16 protein-coding genes and 1 pseudogene are annotated in these 20,077 nt (G+C 35.0%); 8 read left to right on the top strand and 9 right to left on the bottom strand.

What is annotated here, in order from left to right:
- Positions 1–4: 4 nt before the first annotated feature.
- A complete protein-coding gene (locus QWZ06_RS21705; protein ID WP_290301077.1) occupies positions 5–442 on the bottom strand; it encodes an RNA-binding S4 domain-containing protein in 438 nt (145 codons plus the stop codon).
- A gap of 54 nt (positions 443–496) precedes the next feature.
- Here QWZ06_RS21705 and QWZ06_RS21710 point away from each other — a divergent pair, with 54 nt between their 5' ends.
- Positions 497–1,234, top strand: coding sequence for a hypothetical protein (locus QWZ06_RS21710; RefSeq protein WP_290301078.1), 738 nt, complete (start codon positions 497–499; stop codon positions 1,232–1,234).
- A gap of 222 nt (positions 1,235–1,456) precedes the next feature.
- Here the strand turns inward: QWZ06_RS21710 and QWZ06_RS21715 are convergent.
- From QWZ06_RS21715 to QWZ06_RS21740, 6 genes and pseudogenes are all read right to left on the bottom strand, one after another.
- A pseudogene (locus tag QWZ06_RS21715) lies at positions 1,457–2,973 on the bottom strand (FMN-binding glutamate synthase family protein).
- A 54-nt stretch (positions 2,974–3,027) separates the two neighbouring features.
- A complete protein-coding gene (gene mtaB, locus QWZ06_RS21720; RefSeq protein WP_290301079.1) occupies positions 3,028–4,374 on the bottom strand; it encodes a tRNA (N(6)-L-threonylcarbamoyladenosine(37)-C(2))-methylthiotransferase MtaB in 1,347 nt (448 codons plus the stop codon).
- 66 nt (positions 4,375–4,440) lie between these two features.
- Positions 4,441–5,031, bottom strand: a complete 591-nt coding sequence (locus tag QWZ06_RS21725; RefSeq protein WP_290301080.1) for a DUF1572 family protein — start codon at positions 5,029–5,031, stop codon at positions 4,441–4,443.
- 93 nt (positions 5,032–5,124) lie between these two features.
- The gene (locus tag QWZ06_RS21730; protein WP_290301081.1) at positions 5,125–5,910 is read right to left on the bottom strand and encodes a T9SS type B sorting domain-containing protein; all 786 of its coding nucleotides are present in this window, start codon (positions 5,908–5,910) and stop codon (positions 5,125–5,127) included.
- A 5-nt stretch (positions 5,911–5,915) separates the two neighbouring features.
- Complete coding sequence (locus tag QWZ06_RS21735) at positions 5,916–7,223, bottom strand: FIDD domain-containing protein (protein WP_290301082.1); 1,308 nt, start codon at positions 7,221–7,223, stop codon at positions 5,916–5,918.
- A gap of 162 nt (positions 7,224–7,385) precedes the next feature.
- Positions 7,386–8,183: a hypothetical protein gene (locus QWZ06_RS21740; protein WP_290301083.1), complete on the bottom strand. Its 798-nt coding sequence runs from the start codon at positions 8,181–8,183 to the stop codon at positions 7,386–7,388.
- A 201-nt stretch (positions 8,184–8,384) separates the two neighbouring features.
- On the opposite strand from QWZ06_RS21740, the gene glgP reads away from it, so the two are divergent.
- Complete coding sequence (glgP, locus tag QWZ06_RS21745; RefSeq protein WP_290301084.1) at positions 8,385–10,052, top strand: alpha-glucan family phosphorylase; 1,668 nt, start codon at positions 8,385–8,387, stop codon at positions 10,050–10,052.
- A 57-nt stretch (positions 10,053–10,109) separates the two neighbouring features.
- On the opposite strand, the gene QWZ06_RS21750 is transcribed toward glgP, so the two are convergent.
- Positions 10,110–10,298: a DUF6496 domain-containing protein gene (locus tag QWZ06_RS21750; protein WP_290301085.1), complete on the bottom strand. Its 189-nt coding sequence runs from the start codon at positions 10,296–10,298 to the stop codon at positions 10,110–10,112.
- Positions 10,299–10,308: 10 nt separating this feature from the next.
- The gene (locus QWZ06_RS21755) at positions 10,309–10,782 is read right to left on the bottom strand and encodes a hypothetical protein (protein WP_290301086.1); all 474 of its coding nucleotides are present in this window, start codon (positions 10,780–10,782) and stop codon (positions 10,309–10,311) included.
- A gap of 149 nt (positions 10,783–10,931) precedes the next feature.
- On the opposite strand from QWZ06_RS21755, the gene QWZ06_RS21760 reads away from it, so the two are divergent.
- The 6 genes from QWZ06_RS21760 (at position 10,932) to QWZ06_RS21785 (ending at position 20,064) form a co-directional block, all read left to right on the top strand.
- On the top strand, positions 10,932–13,061 hold the full coding sequence (locus QWZ06_RS21760) for a S9 family peptidase (RefSeq protein ID WP_290301087.1): 2,130 nt from the start codon (positions 10,932–10,934) through the stop codon (positions 13,059–13,061).
- Between the two features lie 154 nt (positions 13,062–13,215).
- Positions 13,216–14,871: a peptide MFS transporter gene (locus QWZ06_RS21765; protein WP_290301088.1), complete on the top strand. Its 1,656-nt coding sequence runs from the start codon at positions 13,216–13,218 to the stop codon at positions 14,869–14,871.
- Between the two features lie 133 nt (positions 14,872–15,004).
- Positions 15,005–16,939 (top strand): peptide MFS transporter, encoded by a 1,935-nt coding sequence (locus tag QWZ06_RS21770; RefSeq protein WP_290301089.1) that lies wholly within the window; start codon positions 15,005–15,007, stop codon positions 16,937–16,939.
- A 59-nt stretch (positions 16,940–16,998) separates the two neighbouring features.
- Positions 16,999–17,991 carry a PDDEXK nuclease domain-containing protein gene (locus tag QWZ06_RS21775; protein ID WP_290301090.1) on the top strand — a complete coding sequence of 331 codons (993 nt, stop codon included), beginning with the start codon at positions 16,999–17,001 and terminating at the stop codon, positions 17,989–17,991.
- A gap of 21 nt (positions 17,992–18,012) precedes the next feature.
- On the top strand, positions 18,013–19,488 hold the full coding sequence (locus QWZ06_RS21780) for a peptide MFS transporter (protein ID WP_290301091.1): 1,476 nt from the start codon (positions 18,013–18,015) through the stop codon (positions 19,486–19,488).
- Between the two features lie 42 nt (positions 19,489–19,530).
- Entirely contained in the window at positions 19,531–20,064 is a 534-nt protein-coding gene (locus tag QWZ06_RS21785) for a thioredoxin family protein (protein ID WP_290301092.1), read from the top strand.
- The last annotated feature ends 13 nt before the right edge of the window (positions 20,065–20,077 follow it).

Genomic DNA, 20,077 nt, shown 5'->3' on the forward strand with positions numbered 1-20,077 from the left:
TATTTTAATTATCTTCTTCGGATTCACCATCGGTTTCTCCAAAGAAATCATCCCAGTCGGTAAAGTCCCCATCAATATCGTTACCTACATAATCATCCATATCTCGTCTGTCTTTCTTCGTAGGTCTTCCTTCTCCTTTATTTCTATAATAGTCCTGAGACATTTTACGAAGTTTAAGAAGCTCATATTGTTCCTTATCTGTGACATCCTGTATATGAAGCGGAACCAATTTTGCTCCGATTCTGCTTTTAGGAATCTGGAGTACTTTTATCTTATAATCAATCTGATTCTTACGAACCTTAATGATATCTCCTTCTTTTACCTCCTTAGATGACTTTACGGCAGACGTTCCAATAGAAACTCTATTCTTTTTAATCTCCTCAGCTGCAATACTTCTCGTCTTATAAAAACGAATGCTCCACAAAAATTTATCTATTCTCATATTTTTTTATACTTTTGCCGTTATATTATTTGTAAAGTAATTAAAGTTTTTGAAATGAAAAAAATATTTTTATATATCCTTGCAGGATCTTTGAGTTTTACTGCTTGTAAAAAAGATGATGATTATGTAGTGTACATAGAGCCGTCGGATGTCAATGTGCAAAACAACTATGATGATCAGGCCATTAAAAAGTTTATGGACGAAAATTATCTTGATGCACAAGGAAATATAAAAACTTTTAGTGCGACAGATACTGCTGATGACCATCAAAAGAAATTATCACAATTGAAGCCTCAAACACTTCCTTCAGGAACTATCTATATCATGAGAGATGGTGCGCAGCCAGATGCTGGCAAAGGGAAAGCAATAAATGACAATAGTGTCATTAAGATAATGGGTAAAATTAATGCTTTTGAAGCAAGGGATAATAATGGAGTTCCTCAATTTATTTCGATCACTCCATTTTTAAATACTATAGACGGAAGCACACTTCCATCGGTTGATCCTATGTATTATTATTCAAAGGCAAGTGTAAGAGCAACATCTGGTAAAGACAGAAGCTATTATGAAATTGCAGGGTTCAGGGAAGCATTGCAAAAATTTACTGCATTTGATAATATGCCAAGTGAAGCCCCTTACAACCTACAAGGAGTAATTATTGTTCCATCGAGAGCAGCATTTGCAAGAAATCCTTTCTACCCTTATTTGGGAGGAGATTATAGAAATAAAACATTTGTTTTTAATTTCCAGATATACGATAGCAGAGACAGAGTAATTCCTGGTGAAGATTAAAATATAAACCGCCCAACCAGGCGGTTTTTTTATTGATGATTCCAGCTATTAATATCCTATTATTTCCTTATTTTATTTAAGAGATATTGGTAGGAATCTTCAGAACTCAGATCATCGTATTTTCGATATAAGATATCAGTCATAAAAAAATCAGATTAGAAAAGTTCTAATCTGATTTTTTTATGAAAACTGTTCTTAGAACAGCTTATTTTTTTTCATTAATTAAGGTCTTGCTTTTTGCTTTACATTCCCTAAAATATCCGGGAAGTAAAGATCTGCAAGGTGATCAAATTCATCTCCTCTCATAAACATTGTAGCATCTACTTCCTCATAAGAGCTTCTTCCTGCTGCTCCAATCAGTTCATTGCAAGTATGAAGGGTATTTTTGTGGAAATGATATACTCTTTCTGCCTTATCCGTTACATCAAGTCCTTTAATAAGCATTTTGTCTTGTGTAGCTACTCCTGTAGGACAATTGTTGGAATTACATCTTAGAGCCTGAATACAACCAAGAGAGAACATAAATCCTCTTGCATTGTTACACATATCTGCTCCCATTGCAACAGCTCTTAAGATATCTAAACTCGTAAGTACTTTACCGCTGGCAATAACTCTTAGTTTGTTTCTAAGATTATAATTATTAAGAGTTCTGTTAACAAAGATCAGAGCTGGCTCCAAAGGCATCCCTACTCCATCTGAGAATTCTGGTGGTGCAGCACCTGTTCCTCCTTCTGCTCCGTCAATCGTAATAAAGTCCGGATAGATTTCAGTACATTCATTTGCACGCAGACATCTTCAAATTCTTTAGTATCCCCAATACAAAGTTTAAACCCTACTGGTTTTCCACCTGAAAGTTCTCTTAATTCCTGTACAAACCTCAACAATCCGGCAGCATTAGAAAAAGCAGTATGTGATGGTGGCGAAATAATGGTCATCCCGGGCTTTACATGACGGATTGCAGCAATTTCCGGTGTATTTTTCACTCCTGGAAGTACTCCTCCGTGTCCTGGTTTTGCCCCTTGAGATAATTTGATCTCAATCATTTTCACGTTAGGAAGTATTGCATATTTTGTGAATAATTCAGGATTAAATTTTCCTTCTTCATCACGGCATCCAAAATAACCTGTTCCAATCTGCCAGCATAGGTCACCGCCTTCCAGATGGTGAGGAGAAATACCTCCTTCTCCTGTATTATGGAAGAAATTACCTTTTTTCGCTCCTCTGTTCAGTGAAATTTGTGCTCTGTCACTTAATGCTCCAAAACTCATTGCTGAAATATTAAATAAAGAAGCATGGTAAGGCTGTGTACATTGTTCTCCTCCTACCCAAACTCTTGGAAGCTCTTCTGATGGAGATTTTGCATAAATAGAATGCTTAATTCCCTCATATTTTCTATGATTAACTTCCAGCTGTGTTCCAAAAGCTACAGTATCACTAAGATTTTTAGCACGTCTGTATACTGCAGAACGCTGATTTCTTGGGAAAGGTTTCCCGTCGGTTTCCCTTTCGATGAAATACTGTTGCATTTCGGGTGAAATACTCTCAAAAAAGTACCTGAAGTATCCCAATACCGGAAAGTTCCTCAGAATAGCATGTTTCGATTGGTAAGCATTGTAAACACCTAATGCATAAATAGCGGATAACAATGTTGGTATCCAATAGTGCGTTCTGATCAGTAGTGCTACAATCCAGGTAGCAACTACTAATACAATTCCCCAAGATAAAAACTTATCTCTCATGAATGTAGTATTTAAAAGTTTAAAAATAAATTTAGTGGAAATTTTGCAAAGAGCCTATGCTTTTGCTAAAAAATTTTGGTAGGAAGATTGCACTGAGACCGTGCCATCTGACAGGATTTTTTCTAAATTTAGAAATTCGATTTGATTTACGGATGCAGGATCAAAGTCTTTTTGGACTCTCACATAGTTTTCTGTGAAGCCAAACATTTTCCCATCTTTATTTTCGTGTTCCCAAAGTACAGGAAGCGTTTTTCCAAGTTGAGTCTGATAAAATGCCATTTTCTTCTTTTCAGAAAGAATTCTAAGCATTTTATTACGTTTTTTTCTTTCCGCTACAGGAACGATTCCTTCCATTGCAGCAGCTTCAGTATTTTCTCTTTCAGAATAAGTAAATACATGAAGATAAGTAATTGGAAGTTCATTAAGGAAGTTATACGTTTCCATAAATAAGTCCTCTGTTTCTCCGGGAAATCCTACAATGACATCCACACCAATAGCTGCGTCAGGCATTACCTCACGGATTTTATTCACTCTGTCATTATAGAGCTTAGTAAGGTAACGACGTTTCATTTTTTTCAATAAATCATCGCTTCCTGATTGTAACGGAATATGGAAATGCGGAACAAAGCTTCTGCTTTTAGAAACCAGTTCTATACTTTCGTCCTTTAAAAGATTAGGTTCAATGGAAGAAATACGAATTCTTTCAATTCCTTCTACTTTATCCAGTTCTGAAATAAGATCCAGGAAAGTATGCTCGTGTCTTTTGTTTCCAAATTCACCCTTACCGTAATCACCAATGTTTACTCCGGTAAGAACAATTTCTTTAATGTCTTTTCCTGCAATTTCTGTAGCATTTCTAAGAACATTTTCGATGGTGTCCGAACGAGAGATTCCTCTTGCCAATGGAATAGTACAGTAAGTACATTTGTAATCACATCCGTCCTGAACTTTCAGGAATGCTCTTGTTCTGTCTCCAATTGAATAACTCCCGATAAAGAAATCGGTTTCTTCAATCTCACATGAATGAACGATCCCTTCGTTATCTGATTTTTCTAAATCATCGAGGTAGCTTAGAATATTAAATTTTTCTTTAGCTCCTAAAACAAGATCTACTCCTTCAATCTGAGAAATTTCTTCAGGCTTCAATTGTGCATAACAACCAACAATTACGACCAATCCATCAGGATTAGATTTCATTGCTCTCTTGACGTGAAGTTTACATTCACGGTCAGCATTTTCAGTAACTGAACAGGTGTTGATTACATATACGTTGGCCTTTTCATCAAAGCTCACCTTATCATAACCTGCATCTGTTAATTGACGGGCAATAGTAGATGTTTCTGCAAAATTTAATTTGCAGCCAAGTGTATGATACGCGGCAGTTCTTTGAAAAGTAGACATGTGTTACTCCTGATTTTTATGGGTGCAAAGATAGTAATTTTAATAAGAATGCAAGATTGATTCAGTCTATTGTTTATATTCGTCTCTTACTTCAGGGCTGTTTTGAAAACAGACAGGTGACGAATTATCCTTCCGTTCTTCCTCTGAAAATTTGCTTTTCATTTCAGCATTAAACTCCTGGGATTTGTTTCTGGCAATAGAAAGCGTGTTCCAATTTTGATTTTTAATCATTTTAGCGATATAAACTATCTGCCCGATATGGTATGGGTAATGAGCCAGTTGTCTGAAAATAGCATCCATTATAGTATGTTCTTCTCCTCTGATATAGATTGTAGAATAAAGGTTTCCTTCATTCACCTGATTTAACGCTTCAAAAAAGCATTTCCAGCCTTTTTCCCAAAATGCAAGAACTTCATCTTTGGTCTTAAAAGTATTTACAAATTCTTCATCACGGTGGCGCCAGGATTTTTCACCATCTTCAGTAAGGAAATTAGTCCATCTTGATAACATATTTCCTGCAAGATGATGTACAATAACCGCAATGGAGTTACTTTCTTCATTATATTTCCAAAAAATCTGTTCATCAGATAACTGTTCAAATGATTTATCACCCAGGGATTTATAATATTCAAAGCGTTTTACGAAAAGGTCTTTCATTCTTTCTATTTTGATGACTAATGTAAAAAAAATGAAAAGAAAAACCACCTCTTCCGAAGTGGTTTTATCTATGTACTTTATCTACAATAAGAACTATTCCCGGTTTTTAACCAATACCCATCCTGTAAATTTAACAGGGGTATTTCTTTTATCATTCTCATTCCATAATACGGAATACCAGTAGGTTCCGGTAGGTATTTTTCTTCCTGCTACTGTCCCATCCCACTTATACCCATTAACTTTATCAGCTTGATGGATTTTAGTTCCATATCTATCAAAAACATTAATAACGAGATTTTGCTTACCGGCTAATGCTGAATAATCAATTACATCATTTACACCATCTGCATTTGGAGTGATTACATTTACCAGATTGGGAACCACAATTTCAACGATTATAGGATCACAATTATAAGTATCTTTTACAAATATCTTATACACTCCTCTTGAAAGATTGGTAAAGGTATTAGAATCTTGCCATACCATTTTATCCAATGAGTATTGATAAGAAGGATTACCTCCTATGACAGATACCGTCACCGTAGTATTGGTAACTTCAATATCAGAAATAACAGGCTGTTCGGCTGGTATTACTTTTACGGTTTGTTTCGTAAAACAGTCTCCGGTTTTAAGCTTCACCCAATATTCCCCGACTCCAACATTAACAGTTTGGGTAGTAGCTCCTGTACTCCACAGATAACTTTTGAATCCCGGCCCGGCATCCAGAGTAGTTTTACTTTCTACACAAATGATTTTATCTTTAAGCACGTCAGAATACTTCGGAGGGGTCACTATTAAAGTCACTTTAACCACAGCATAACACCCTCTGGCATTTGTAACTCTTACATATACTACTCCATTAGGGGCAATATAAGTCATTGGATTCAGAATTTCATTAGTCTGATGGAGGGCATTAGCTTCGGATGGATAATATTTTTAGTATTGTCTGGAGTAGTTACCGGAGCGTTTGCAAGATTAAAAGATCCGGTACTCGGGTTAGATTCTATGAAACATTCTGTAAGTGAAGCATCTTTGGCAAAAACTACCGGATGAAATTTTAATATAATCTTTGCAATACCTGTACAACCATACTCAGAAGTCACTTTTACATAGACAGTTCCTTCCGCAGAGGTAAATGCAGTGGGATTGGTGATCTCATTAATTCCCGAATTAAGATCAAACATACTGTTATAATACTTTTTCGAAACATTGGTTGCTGCTATCACATCAGCTGTTGTCAGATCATACAGGGCTACTCCTGCATTATTATTGTTACACTCTATTAATGTTGCATCTTTTACGGTAATAGAACCGTCCTTAAATTTAAACATTCCCGTTTGTTTACATTTATTAAGTGGGCTGTTTGGATTAGTAGGGTCTGTATAACTGATACTATAATAGTATACTGTTGTAGTATTAACCTTTAAAGGAGCTGTAATAGGATTATTTATCGTTAATGCATCATTGGCATTGGTATGATAGCTTACACTAAAACCGGAATTCCCATTAATAATTCCAGCTGATAATGTTGCCAAATTAAAGATAACAGGATTTCCACAAATAATAACTTCTCTCGGATCAGCAGGATTAGCTGCCGGAATCCCAGGAGGAATGAAAGGATTAGGTTGAATAGTAGGATCTGTAAATGGCGACGCCAGGGTTGCTGTTCCGCCCCATGTTAATGAAAAAGGAGCTGTTGTACTACTCGTACTGCTCACCCAGTTATCAATAAACAGGTAATAGGTTTGTCCTGGTAAAACATCCAAATACCGACAATAAGGAGTTGTTGATCCTCCTATTCCATTGGTAATGGTACTGGTCATATTTAATCCGGTAGATGCCCCCACTCCAACCACTGTTGCAGCGTTGCACCGTATGGCAGATCCCAGACTTCCACAATTCACGTTAGGACCAAAGATAGCCCAATCATAATCAGCATCAGGGTTATTAGGTACCAGATCAAATGTAAGAGTACCTCCTGTGGCAATCGTAATTTTATACCAGATCGAATTATGCTCCCCTGTTATATCTATACAAGTTCCAGAATTTACCATCTCTTTGATATTACCATATCCTGAAGGGCTGTAAGTAATATTTGAATTTCCGCAAACAGCCAATGCTGTAGCACAATCTGCCTGGGAGTATAAGAAATGGGAAATGTATAAAAAAGTAAATAGTAAAATTTTTCTCATAGATATATTTGATTTTTATGGTTAAGTTATTTTGAGTCAGACAAATACCCAACTCCAACCAAATATACCTATTTATTTAATTACAAATAAACAAAATCAAAAAATTTTTACGACATTTAAAATAAAAATTACAATAAATTACCAAATTAATACCAAAACCTATTATTTTATACTCGTAATATTCCCACAGAGGTTTTCCAGATGAAAAATTTTATGGAAAGGGCTTTTCACTTCTTGTAAGTGCTCCTTATCCTGAATAAATGTATATCTTGATGCAATGGAGTTCATATCTGAAACAATCACCAGCCAGCATTCATCTACAGTACTATCATAATAAGGGAATTTTTCATTTTTCTTTTCGATAAGATCCAGAATTTTATCCGAGCAGAGTTCATCGAAAAGATTCATACTGTATTCATGAGTGATAAAAACATTTCTTCGGTGAAAAGATTTCCTCACGCTTTTCACACACCCTATTCCTTTATTCTTTTTGATACTTTTGTAAATATTGATAATATTTTCCTCCTGTTCTTCCAGGTTATCCAACTTTACATTAGGGTGAAACTCTAAAAAATAAACACCACGATATTTCGTAGTGTCTTCTTGTTCTAATAATATTTCTGCCTGACGGAACATTTTATTCAAAGTACTTTCTACCTTCTTCATTTCCAGATGATTGATCACCTCAGTCAATTCTATTCCGATTTTTTTGTCGTTTAATTTTGCGATAAAGTCTGGACTCTCGCAGGTAAGATTTTCAAATTTCACATCAGGAAAATGATGCATAAAAGAATTGAGTAGAAGGATCTCTGACTTCTTTCGGTATTTTTCACGATCATGAAGCGGAGATTCATCTATGGTACGGTGATACTTTTCTATGGGCTTTTTTTTCAAATGCCGATTCAGGTAATATAAACTTAGGTTCTTGATCAGATCTTCATCAGAAAACGTCTTTTTCATGTGTGATTTTTTTATTTAATTAAACACATGCAGCCATTGGCTTTCATCATTAAAAGTTTTTGATAATCAAAATTTTACACTCTTAAAGGTAAGTAAAAAAACTATTCAACGCCTACTTTTAAAATTAATTTATCGATTAATTAATGTAAAGTTTATTTTCATTATTAATACCTTTGTCTTTTCAAACACAAACAGCATTCTATGGATTTTAGGAATTTTAAAATACCCTACAGCATCAATCCCCAATATTCAAAAAAAACAGCCTATTTCTCAATGGAATTTGCCCTTGAGCAGGTGTTAAAAATATACTCCGGCGGACTTGGCTTTTTAGCGGGATCTCATATGAGAAGTGCTTACAATCTAAAGCAAGATCTTATCGGAATTGGTATCCTTTGGAAATTCGGATATTATGATCAGGCCAGAAACCATGATCAAACCTTACAGCCGGTATGGACAAGAAAGATGTACAGCTTCCTTGAAGATACAGGAATCAAGTTTCAAATTGAAATTCACAGTGCTCCTGTTTGGGTAAAGGTATGGTACCTTGATCCCGAAATTTTCAATACGGCACCTATGTTTTTTCTTTCTACAGATGTTCCTGAAAACGATCATGTTTCAAAAACAATCTGCCACAAGCTGTATGATGCCAATGAATCTACTAAACTGGCTCAATATATATTACTTGGAAAGGGAGGTGCTAAATTATTAGATGAAATGAACACCGAAAGAGATGTTTACCATTTAAATGAAGCTCACGGACTTCCGGCTGCATTTTATTTATTAAGAAAATACAACGGTGATCTTAATAAAGTTAAAGAAAAGCTGGTTTTTACCACGCATACTCCGGAAGAAGCAGGAAATGAAAAACATAATTTCAGACTGTGCTATGATATGTCTTATTTTTCTGGCTATAGCATGGAAGAGGTAAAGGCTATTGAAGGAACAGATGATGAGCGTTTCAACCATTCTCTTTGTGCTCTGAGAATGGCAAGAATCGCCAATGGTGTTTCTCAGCTTCATGGAGTAGTTTCGCGTACTATGTGGAATAAATATCAGGGAATTTGTGAAATCACCTCTATTACCAATGCTCAAGATTTTAAATATTGGGCAGACAAACCACTTTACAATGCCAAAGACGAAAATGATGAAACTGTTTTCGATTATCGTAAAAAGCATCTAAAGAAAGAACTATTCAGTATAGTAGCAGACCAGACCGGAAATCTTTTCAATCCTAATATTTTCACCATTGTATGGGCGAGAAGATTTGCGGGTTATAAACGTGCAGAGTTACTTTTACATGATAAGGACAGGTTCTACAGACTTCTGAACAATCCAAAATACCCGGTACAGATTATCTGGGCAGGAAAACCTTATCCCATGGATTATTCAGCAATTTCAACGTTTAACACATTGGTTGAAGAGAGCAAAAATCATAAAAATATGGCTGTTCTTACGGGATACGAGCTTTCTCTAAGTAAGTCATTAAAGCAAGGTTCTGATCTTTGGTTAAACAATCCAAGAGTTCCAAGGGAAGCTTCTGGAACTTCAGGAATGACGGCTGCTATGAATGGCTCTGTCAACTTATCCACAGACGACGGCTGGATCCCGGAATTTGCCAAACATGGAGAAAATTCTTTCGTAGTTCCAAAAGCAGATTACCTGAATATGAGCATCTACGAACAGGACAATTATGATTTAAACAAATTATATGAGATCCTTGAAAATGAAATCCTTCCTATGTATTATGATCAGCCGGATCAATGGAGAAAAATCCAACACAATGCAATGAACGATGTAAAAGATCAGTTCAATAGTGATAGAATGGCCGATGAATATTACAGAATATTGTATAATCAGATCAATAATTAATCTGCATTAGCATACCCATAGAAAAATGCCCGGAAAATTTCCGGGCATTTTTCTATTTTATTTACTTTTCTTTTTGGGAGGTACTTTCAGACCTTTTTCTCTTGCTTCAGAAATACCGATGGCCACCGCCTGCTTTCTGCTTGTCACTTTCTTTCCGGAAGAAGATTTCAGTTTTCCTTCCTTGAATTCGTGCATTACTTTTCCTACTTTGTCTTGAGCCTTATCTGAATATTTAGTCTTGCTCATGATAATTTTTTTAAGATTTTGGTAGGGATACCCCTAGTTCATAAACTCTGGCATGTTTCAAATATTTTGAACGTTCTCTTGACGTTACCGATTGGAACTGATCATTTTTGATCACAATGATCGGATCTTCTATATTTTCAATCTCAAAATTGGCAAAATATCTTTCATCCGGACTCGTTTTATCATTTTTTGCTTTAATTTTCTGCAGTTCTTCTGCATATTTTCTAAATCCGGGATCAGAGGAATGGATAAATTTATACTCATCGCCTGCATACACATAGTAATGAAGTTTTTTTTCTATCAACCCTGCTTCATCTGTAATTTCGGGGTTATCGTTTCCATCTTTAAACCCTACTTCCACTAATATTCCGTCTTTTTTGTTGGCACATTGCTGAGCGTCATCAAAACTGGAAAAACCTGTATAAACAATCCTGTCGTTCAACACATAACGGTTCAGTTTCTGGTTGTATGCATTCGTTTCCATAATTATTCTTTTTGATTGATTGGTAGTTATATATATTCAATTTTTTTGCCAAATTGGCTTTTTTATAAAAATTATGTATCATCTTCTGATTTTGTTTTCTATGGTTATGTAAGTAAGATTCATTAAATTTGGAATCATTAAAATTAGAAATGAAAAAACTACTCTTAACTCTTACTATAGCAGCAGCATTTCATCATGTGTCTGCACAGGAAATTACCTTAGATAAAATATATTCAGGATACTACCGTGGTAAAGGTATTGCAGGGATTACTTCCATGAAAAACGGAGAAAATTATTTGGTAATTGAACCGTCAGGAATTGCAAAATATTCTTACAAAACATCTCAAAAAGAAGGAAATCTTGTAGATGGAAGCTTTGAAAGCTATATATTTTCTGATGATGAATCAAAAATTCTTTTACAGGTTGGAAGCCAGCCCATTTACAGACATTCTTTCCTTGGGAAATTTGATGTTAAAGATTTAAAATCAGGAAAAGTAATCAGTTTAAATGAAGGAAAGCCAGTTCAGGAACCTAGTTTCTCACCGGATGCTACCAAAGTAGCTTTCATTGTTGATAACAATTTATTTTATCAGGATCTAACTTCCGGAAAGATTACACAAATTACTACTGATGGTAAGAAAAATGCTATTCTTAATGGGTTAGCAGACTGGGTATATGAAGAAGAATTCGGACATGCAAAGCAATATGAATGGACGAAAAACTCTGATGCTATTGTATTTGTAAAATCTGACGAAAGCCAGGTTCCGGAAATTTACATTCCTATTTATGGAAAGAGCCTTTATCCTACTGAGATGCGTTACAAATATCCTAAAGCAGGAGAAAAAAACTCTATCGTTTCTGCCCAGTTATATCGTGTTGATACAGGAAAAGTAATGCCATTAAGCTTAGGTTCTTTCAAAAATTATTATATTCCTAATGTTTTTCAGACGGCAAAACCGGACGAAGTAGTGCTGATCACATCCGAAAGAATTCAAAATGCTTCAGATATATTAAAAGTAAATACTAAAACAGGAGCAGTACAAAAATTATTCACAGAAACCGATGCTCAATGGATTGAAAACGATAGTCCAACCATTGAATTTCTTGATGATGATTCTTTCCTTTGGGCCTCAGAAAGAGATGGAAACCGTCACTTATATTGGTATGATAAAGATGGGAAACTTAAAAAACAAGTTACAAAAGGAAATTGGGAAGTAACAGATTATTATGGTTTCAACCCAAAGTCTAAAGAAATCTATATACAGACTACTGAAAAAGGAAGCATCAATAAAGTAGTTTCTAAAGTAAATATTGAAAACGGTAAGTCTCAGCTGATCTCTAATGCAGAAGGAAATAACTCTGCAAATTTCAGCAAAAATTACAATTATTTCATCGAAACATCTTCTACGGCAGCCAAACCTCATACTTATGTTTTAAAAGATGGGAATGGTAAATCAGTAAAAGAACTTCAAAACAATAACGATCAGCTTCAGAAATTGAAAGCAGATCATTTTGTTGAAAAAGAATTCATCACCATTCCTAATGCGGTAGGTGATCAAATGAATGCATGGGTAATGAAGCCTAAAAACTTTGATCCTAATAAAAAATATCCGTTGTTCATGTTCCAATATTCTGGACCAGGTTCTCAACAGGTAGCAAATTCCTGGGACAATGGAAATACAATGTGGTTCAATCACCTTGTACAAAAAGGATATATCGTTGCCTGCGTAGATGGACGTGGAACAGGTTATAAAGGAACAAAATATAAGAAAGTAACTTATATGAACCTTGGAAAATATGAGATCGAAGACCAGATTACCGCTGCAAAATGGTTTGGAAATCAATCCTATGTTGATAAGAGCAGAATCGGAATGTTTGGATGGAGCTTTGGTGGTTATATGACCAGTTTAGCAATGACAAAAGGAGCTGATGTTTTCAAAATGGGAATTGCAGTAGCACCGGTAACCAACTGGCGATATTATGATTCTGTATATACGGAAAGATTCATGAGAACGCCTCAGGAAAATCCTGACGGATATGACAAGAACTCGCCTACTGAATATGCCAAATTATTGAAAGGAAAATTTCTTTTAATCCACGGAACTGCTGATGATAATGTACATTTCCAAAACTCTATGGAATTATCTGAAGCTTTGATTCAAAACAAAAAACAGTTTGATTTCATGGCATACCCGGATAAAAACCACGGAATTTATGGAGGCCAGACAAGACCGCAACTGTATCAGAAAATGACAGATTTCATCCTGAACAATTTATAGATCAAGCTTCGGCTTTATACAATCTAATATAAAGAAGGCGTCTCACGAGGAGACGCCTTCTTTATATTTATTTCATTTATCATTTAGGGTTGTATTATTTATTTTATCAATTGGAATTAAAAACTTATTTTTGGGGGAATTGAAATTTGAATATATGAAGACTAAACATCCTAAAGGGCTGCCTTACCTTTTCTTTACAGAAATGTGGGAGCGTTTCGGGTACTACCTGATTCTTGGAATCTTTGTTCTGTATGTTATTGAACCTACCGGTATGAAAGGAGGTTTGGGACTACCTGACAAAACTGCTGATGACATTTTCGGAACTTATATTGCATTAACTTATCTCACTCCATTTATTGGAGGATTCTTAGCTGATAGAGTTTTAGGATACATCAAGTCTATTTATCTTGGAGGTTTCTTAATGGCTGCCGGATATATCGGAATGGGTGTTTTCAAGGATTTACCTTTATTTTACTCATCCCTTGCATTAATTATCATTGGAAATGGTTTCTTTAAGCCTACTATTTCTACCCTTTTAGGAAACCTTTATTCTGAGGAACCTTACAAAGCCAACAAAGATTCAGGGTACAATATTTTCTACATGGGAATCAATATCGGGGCATTTATCTGTAACATTATTGCGGCATTTATGCGAAACAAATTCGGTTGGGGTGAAGCCTTCATCACTGCCGGAGTTGGGATGTTGATTGGTATGGTTATTTTTACCATCGGAAGAAAACATTACATCCATGCTGCTCAAATGAAGCCTGTACAGGAGGGTGATACAAAACTTTCTGAGATCATGCTTAAAGTATTTGTTCCTGCTATTGCTTTCGGAGCTATCGGATGGTTTATTCCCAATAATATTTTTGGAAGTGACAGTACAGATGCCTTTATTTTTGCCTGTGTTCCTGTTATTTATTTCTATGCTTCTCTTTACTTTAAAGCTAAGCCTGATGAAAAGGCGTCAATTGGTGCATTACTTTCTGTATTTCTGATCAGTATGTTCTTCTGGGCCGTTTTCAAACAGAATGGTACTGCTTTAACAAGATGGGCTAATTATTATACAGACAGAAGTGTTCCTGCTTCTTTAGAGAAACCTTTGGAAGGAATCTATATGGTTGAAGGAAAAAGCTACGAAAACAAAGAGGTTCCTGTGTATGACAACCAGTTCCGTTCTCAAAAAGACGACAATGGAGATACTAAAAAAGAAACAGGAAAAGATGTTTATTTTAAAAATATCTCTGCTGAGCAACGTGCTGCCCTTGAGAAAAACCCTGAAAGTAAAGTCTATTTATATAATACGGAATTATTCCAGTCTATCAACCCATTCTGGGTCATTGCATTAACTCCGGTTGTGGTAGGATTCTGGGCATTGTTAAGAAGAAAAGGAAAAGAACCTTTAACTCCTACTAAGATCGTTCTAGGGCTATTTATCTCAGGATTATCATGTCTTGTAATGGTTTTAGCGGTAATGGCTGGAGATAATGGATCTGTAAAAGTTTCTCCATTATGGCTAGTAGCAAGTTACGGTGTAATCACTATTGGGGAATTATGTCTTTCTCCAATGGGACTTTCTTTTGTTTCCAAACTTTCTCCTGCAAGGATTACCGCTTTAATGATGGGTGGATTCTTCCTCGCGAATTCTGTAGGAAACAAACTTTCTGGAATTCTGGCAAGCACATGGTATAGCTATGAAAACAAGACGAATTATTTCCTTGTGAATTTCGCTTTGTTAATATTTGCTACACTTTTAGGCCTTTCCATGTTAAAAAGATTAAATAAAATCATGAAGGAAAAAGGGCATTAATCCCTGATCTTATAAAGAATAGCAAGCTGCGGACTACGTCCGCAGCTTTTTTATTTAAAAATAAAATTAAAATCTTGCCAAAAACCCAAAATAAACTATATTTGTCAGTCTTAACAAAAATTAACAATAGAAAATGGATAATATTGAAGCAATAAGTCCGAAACCGGATGAATTGGTAGAGAATAAGAGCTCCAGACATCCAAAAGGATTATGGGTTCTATTCGGAACGGAAATGTGGGAGCGTTTCAACTTTTACGGAATGAGAGCACTTTTGACGCTCTTTATGGTAAATTCCTTATTGATAAAAGAAGCTGATGCAGCGATTATCTATGGTGGATTTTTAGCTTTATGTTATTTAACACCGCTTTTAGGTGGGTTTATTGCTGATAAATATATCGGAAACAGATTTGCTATTATTGTGGGTGGAGCCCTTATGGCAATTGGCCAATTCTTATTGTTCATCAGTGCCTCAACTTTCTCTGCGGATATTGGAAGTGCTAAAATGATTATGTGGTTGGCACTATTTGTTATCATTTTTGGTAATGGATTCTTCAAGCCTAACATTTCCTCAATGGTAGGGAGCCTTTATCCAAAACAAGAAAAATCTAAATTAGACTCTGCATTCACCATTTTCTATATGGGGATCAACATCGGAGCATTCTTAGGTCAGTTTATTTGCCCTTACGTAGGAGACGTAAAAGATGCTACAACAGGAGTAAGAGATATTTTTGCTTTCAAATGGGGATTCTTAGCAGCTTCCATTGCCATGTTAATTGGAACTATAACATTCTTTATCCTTAAAAATAAATACGTAGTAACTCCTGAAGGTCGCCCTATTGGAGGATTACCTAAAAACAGTACAACAGCTGATTTTGAAGAAGGAGAATCTCAAACTGCAAAATTCTCAGGTCAATCTTTAGGAATTACCGGAGTTTTATTTGTCGCTTTATTCTTCGTATTTAGATATTTATTGGTAGGTGAATTTGGATTTAACTCAGTAGAAATGGGACAAATGATTAAAGGAATTATTTATCCATTCATCTATGCAGCGGGTATTTCCTTAGCATTCCTGATTATGTCTTCTGCTGAAAACAAGATTGAGAAACAAAGAATCTGGGTAATCTACATCGTTTCTTTTTTCATTATCTTTTTCTGGGCAGCTTTTGAACAGGCAGGATCTTCATTAACATTCATTGCAGATAACCAGACTGACAGAAATATTTTCGGATGGAATATGCCTCCTTCAATGGTTCAGATTTTCAACGGAATCTTCGTTGTTATATTAGCCGTTCCTTTCAGTTTGTGCTGGGATAAGCTAAGAGCCAACGGAAAAGAGCCTGTTTCTCCCTTAAAACAAGCTATAGGTCTTGCTTTAATTGCTTTAAGTTATTTCATCATCGCCCACAACGTAAAAGATTTGGGAAGTTCAGGTCTATTGGCCATCAAATGGTTAATGCTTTTATACTTCATCCAAACTTGTGGAGAGCTTTGTTTATCTCCAATCGGATTATCATTGGTTGGTAAGCTGGCTCCAAAGAGATTTGCCTCTTTACTATATGGTGTTTTCTTTATTTCTAATGCTGCGGGATATGCATTAGCAGGGACATTAGGTTCTATTCTACCTGCAACTGGTGATAAATTTATGACTGCTAAAAAGCAAGGTATTGATTTACAAGCTGTGTTAGATAAAAAACATGATGCTTCTCCTAAGGAATTATTTGTTTTGGCACAATATAACCTTGCTAAAGTAGATAAAGAAGCTCTAGATAATGCGGGAATCAAACTTGATAAAGTTATTGAAGCCAATAACAAAACAATCAATGATATCAAGAAAGCAGATAAAAATGCAGAAATAAAACCTGAACAGCTTTCTTATCCATCAGATACGGAATTGGCAAAGTTAAAATCAGACAATATAATCAAAGTAGAATACAACAAATTTGCAGGATTTCAAATCCATAATTTATTTGAATTCTTCATGGTATTTGTGATACTTTGTGGTATTGCTTCTGTAATCTTAGGTTTACTTTCACCTATCTTAAAGAAAATGATGCATGGTGTAAACTAATTGCGTTAACAAAATATGAATAAAACCTCTGCTAAGTCAGAGGTTTTTTTTATTTTCGTATGATGGAAATTTCCGAAGATTCTTTATTCCAATCCGTAAAGGAAATCATTAGACAATCGCGCGAAAAGATTTTTCGAATAGCGAATTCTACGTTACTGCTTACCTATTGGCAGATTGGAAAACTAATTGTTGAAAATGAACAACAGGGAAAAGAACGCGCTGAATACGGAAAATATACTTTAAAGAATCTCTCTCAGAAGCTTACTTTAGAATTTGGAAAAGGGTTTGATGAAAGTAATTTGAGAAATATGCGTTCTTTTTATCAAACTTTTCCAATATATGACGCACTGCGTCACGAATTGAGCTGGACGCACTACAGATTATTATTTAAGATAGATAATACTCAGAAAATCAATTACTATATAGAGGAAATTATTCAAAATAATTGGAGCTCAAGAGACTTAAAAAGACAAATCAATTCCCTGGCTTACGAAAGAGTTTTAGAACATAAAAAATCTTCCACTGAAAGCATTCACAGTGTTTTAAAAGATCCTTACATTTTTGAATTTCTTGGTTTAAAAGCGGATGAACAATTTTCTGAAAAAGAAATTGAAACCGCAATCATTGACCATATTCAAAAATTTTTGCTGGAATTCGGAAAAGGATTCGCTTTTGTAGCAAGACAGCAACATATCTCTACAGACACCTCTGATTTCTATATTGATTTGGTTTTTTACAATTATATATTAAAATGTTTCGTCATTATTGATCTGAAAACCGGAGAACTTTCTCATCAGGATATCGGGCAGATCGATATGTATGTAAGAATGTATGATGATATGAAACGAGGTGAAGGAGACAATCCCACCATTGGTATTTTACTGTGTTCCGAAAAGGATGAAACCATTGTAAAATATTCCGTACTCAATGATAAAAATAATTTATTTGCCAGCAAATACCTGCTGTATCTCCCAAAAGAAGAAGAATTAAAACAAATCATCGATCAGGACAGAATCCGTTTTGAACTGGATCAGGATAATAAAAACCCTTAATTAAAACAATCATATATCATTATGAGCTTAACTCTAGAAGAAATACAAGATTTCAAAGGAAAATATCCAAAACAGCTTTGGACCTTATTCACAGTAGAAATGTGGGAACGTTTCTGTTTTTATGGTATGCGCGGAGTTCTTACCATTTTCATGGTAGATCAATTAGGACTACTGGAAGACAAAGCTAATTTACAGTATGGAGCCATACAGGCTTTTATTTATGCATTTACTTTTATTGGAGGTATTTTTGCTGATAAAATTTTAGGCTTCAAAAAGTCTCTTGTTTTCGGAGGTATCATCATGTCAGTTGGAAATCTTATTATTGCTCTTTCTCCACACGACTTCTTTTATTTTGGGATCACCTGTTCTATTATAGGTACCGGATTTTTCAAACCTAATATATCATCTATGGTTGGTGAGCTTTATAAAGAAGATGATCCAAGAAGAGATGCCGGATATGGACTTTTCTATGCCGGAATCAACATTGGAGGACTTCTAGGTGGAGCGCTGTGTGTTTATCTTGGAAAATATCATTCTTGGTCATGGTGCTTCCTGGCTGCTGCTATTGTCATGGTTTTAGGTCTGATCACTTTTTTTGCTACCAGAAAAACATTAGGCCCTATTGGTGATTCTCCATTACAATTTATTCCAAAATCGAAGAGAACATTACGTGAAGTATTGGTATATATTGGTGCGCTATTAAGCATGCCTCTTATCTTTATCATGGTTAAAAATACAAGTTTTACAGACTATTTCATGTACTTAATTGGTATTGCAGCGGTAGGTTATTTTATCATGGAAACTTTAAAACAAACCTCTTCTTATCAAAAGAAACTGATTGCAGCATTTGTATTTATATTCATGTATTTTGTTTTTAATTCAATTTATGAACAAAGTGGCGGATCTCTCTCTTTATTTGCAAAAGATAATCTAGTACATAGCTTACTGGGGTTTGGGATGGATCCGAATGTTATTAACAACAGTGCCAATTCTTTCTTTATCATTATTTTTAGCCCCCTTATCGGCCTGGCTTGGGTTGGCCTAAACAAAAAGAAACTTGAACCAAACACCATTAATAAGTTTGGAATTGGATTCTTATTTCTGGCTGCAGGGTTCTTCTTATTCTATAGTCTAAGATATTTTGCAGGCGCTGATGGAAAATCTTCACTTAACTTATTTACATTTACATGGCTTGTAATTACTTTCGGAGAATTATGTTTAGGGCCAATTGGTATGTCTATCATTACCAAATTATCTCCTAAAAAAATGTTTGGAATGATGATGGGGTTATGGTTCTTAGCAAGCGCATTCGGACAGTTTGCTGCTGGAAAAATTGGAGCCAGCTTATCTGAATCCAATACAGGAAATACTAATATGAGTAAGCTATTAGCATACACAGATGGATACAAAACACTGGGTATTTATGCATTAATTGCAGGAGTGGTATTAATATTGCTTTCTTCACTCGTGAAAAAATTAATGCAGGATGTAAAATAAAAAAATAAGTAATTATGCTTATTTTTATGTAAATATCAAATTATGAAGAAAATTTTAAGCATAGTTCTCTTATTATTATTAAATTTTAGTTTTGCACAAACTAAATGGATGACTATTGAAGAGGCTCTAAAAGCTCAGAAAGAAAATCCAAAAAAAATTCTTATTGATTTTTATGCAGACTGGTGTGGCCCGTGTAAGATAATGGACAAAAAAACATACGGACATGCTGTTCTAGCACAAATCCTCAATGAAAATTTTTATCCTGTAAAGTTTAATGCAGAAGAAAAAAAGAGTATTGAAATTTTTGGAAGAACATTTTCCAATCCTAATACAGAACAAAAAAAAGGAAGAAATTCCCTTCATGAATTTACTCAATATATGAATGTAAGTGCTGTTCCAAGTACTGTATTTTTGGATGAACACGGTGATCCGATCACTATTCTTCAAGGAGAGCTATCTGCTAAGGAATTGGAACCTTATCTGGAACTTATCTCAAAGGATCTCTTTAAAAAGATCCGTACCAGAGAGCAATGGGAAGATTACCAGAAAAAGTTCAAATCTAAAATCAAAGACTAAATAATTAACGTTT

Origin of the sequence: Chryseobacterium tructae (assembly GCF_030409875.1) — a bacterium.
In the GTDB taxonomy this organism is placed as follows: domain Bacteria; phylum Bacteroidota; class Bacteroidia; order Flavobacteriales; family Weeksellaceae; genus Chryseobacterium; species Chryseobacterium tructae.

Coding starts and splice junctions, on each gene's coding strand:
- QWZ06_RS21705 (WP_290301077.1), bottom strand. CDS start 442: ATGAGAATAGATAAATTTTTGTGGAGCATTCGTTTTTATAAGACGAGA.
- QWZ06_RS21725 (WP_290301080.1), bottom strand. CDS start 5,031: ATGAAAGACCTTTTCGTAAAACGCTTTGAATATTATAAATCCCTGGGT.
- QWZ06_RS21775 (WP_290301090.1), top strand. CDS start 16,999: ATGATGGAAATTTCCGAAGATTCTTTATTCCAATCCGTAAAGGAAATC.
- mtaB (WP_290301079.1), bottom strand. CDS start 4,374: ATGTCTACTTTTCAAAGAACTGCCGCGTATCATACACTTGGCTGCAAA.
- QWZ06_RS21760 (WP_290301087.1), top strand. CDS start 10,932: ATGAAAAAACTACTCTTAACTCTTACTATAGCAGCAGCATTTCATCAT.
- QWZ06_RS21750 (WP_290301085.1), bottom strand. CDS start 10,298: ATGAGCAAGACTAAATATTCAGATAAGGCTCAAGACAAAGTAGGAAAA.
- QWZ06_RS21755 (WP_290301086.1), bottom strand. CDS start 10,782: ATGGAAACGAATGCATACAACCAGAAACTGAACCGTTATGTGTTGAAC.
- QWZ06_RS21740 (WP_290301083.1), bottom strand. CDS start 8,183: ATGAAAAAGACGTTTTCTGATGAAGATCTGATCAAGAACCTAAGTTTA.
- QWZ06_RS21785 (WP_290301092.1), top strand. CDS start 19,531: ATGAAGAAAATTTTAAGCATAGTTCTCTTATTATTATTAAATTTTAGT.
- QWZ06_RS21735 (WP_290301082.1), bottom strand. CDS start 7,223: ATGAGAAAAATTTTACTATTTACTTTTTTATACATTTCCCATTTCTTA.
- QWZ06_RS21780 (WP_290301091.1), top strand. CDS start 18,013: ATGAGCTTAACTCTAGAAGAAATACAAGATTTCAAAGGAAAATATCCA.
- glgP (WP_290301084.1), top strand. CDS start 8,385: ATGGATTTTAGGAATTTTAAAATACCCTACAGCATCAATCCCCAATAT.
- QWZ06_RS21710 (WP_290301078.1), top strand. CDS start 497: ATGAAAAAAATATTTTTATATATCCTTGCAGGATCTTTGAGTTTTACT.
- QWZ06_RS21770 (WP_290301089.1), top strand. CDS start 15,005: ATGGATAATATTGAAGCAATAAGTCCGAAACCGGATGAATTGGTAGAG.
- QWZ06_RS21765 (WP_290301088.1), top strand. CDS start 13,216: ATGAAGACTAAACATCCTAAAGGGCTGCCTTACCTTTTCTTTACAGAA.
- QWZ06_RS21730 (WP_290301081.1), bottom strand. CDS start 5,910: ATGACTTATATTGCCCCTAATGGAGTAGTATATGTAAGAGTTACAAAT.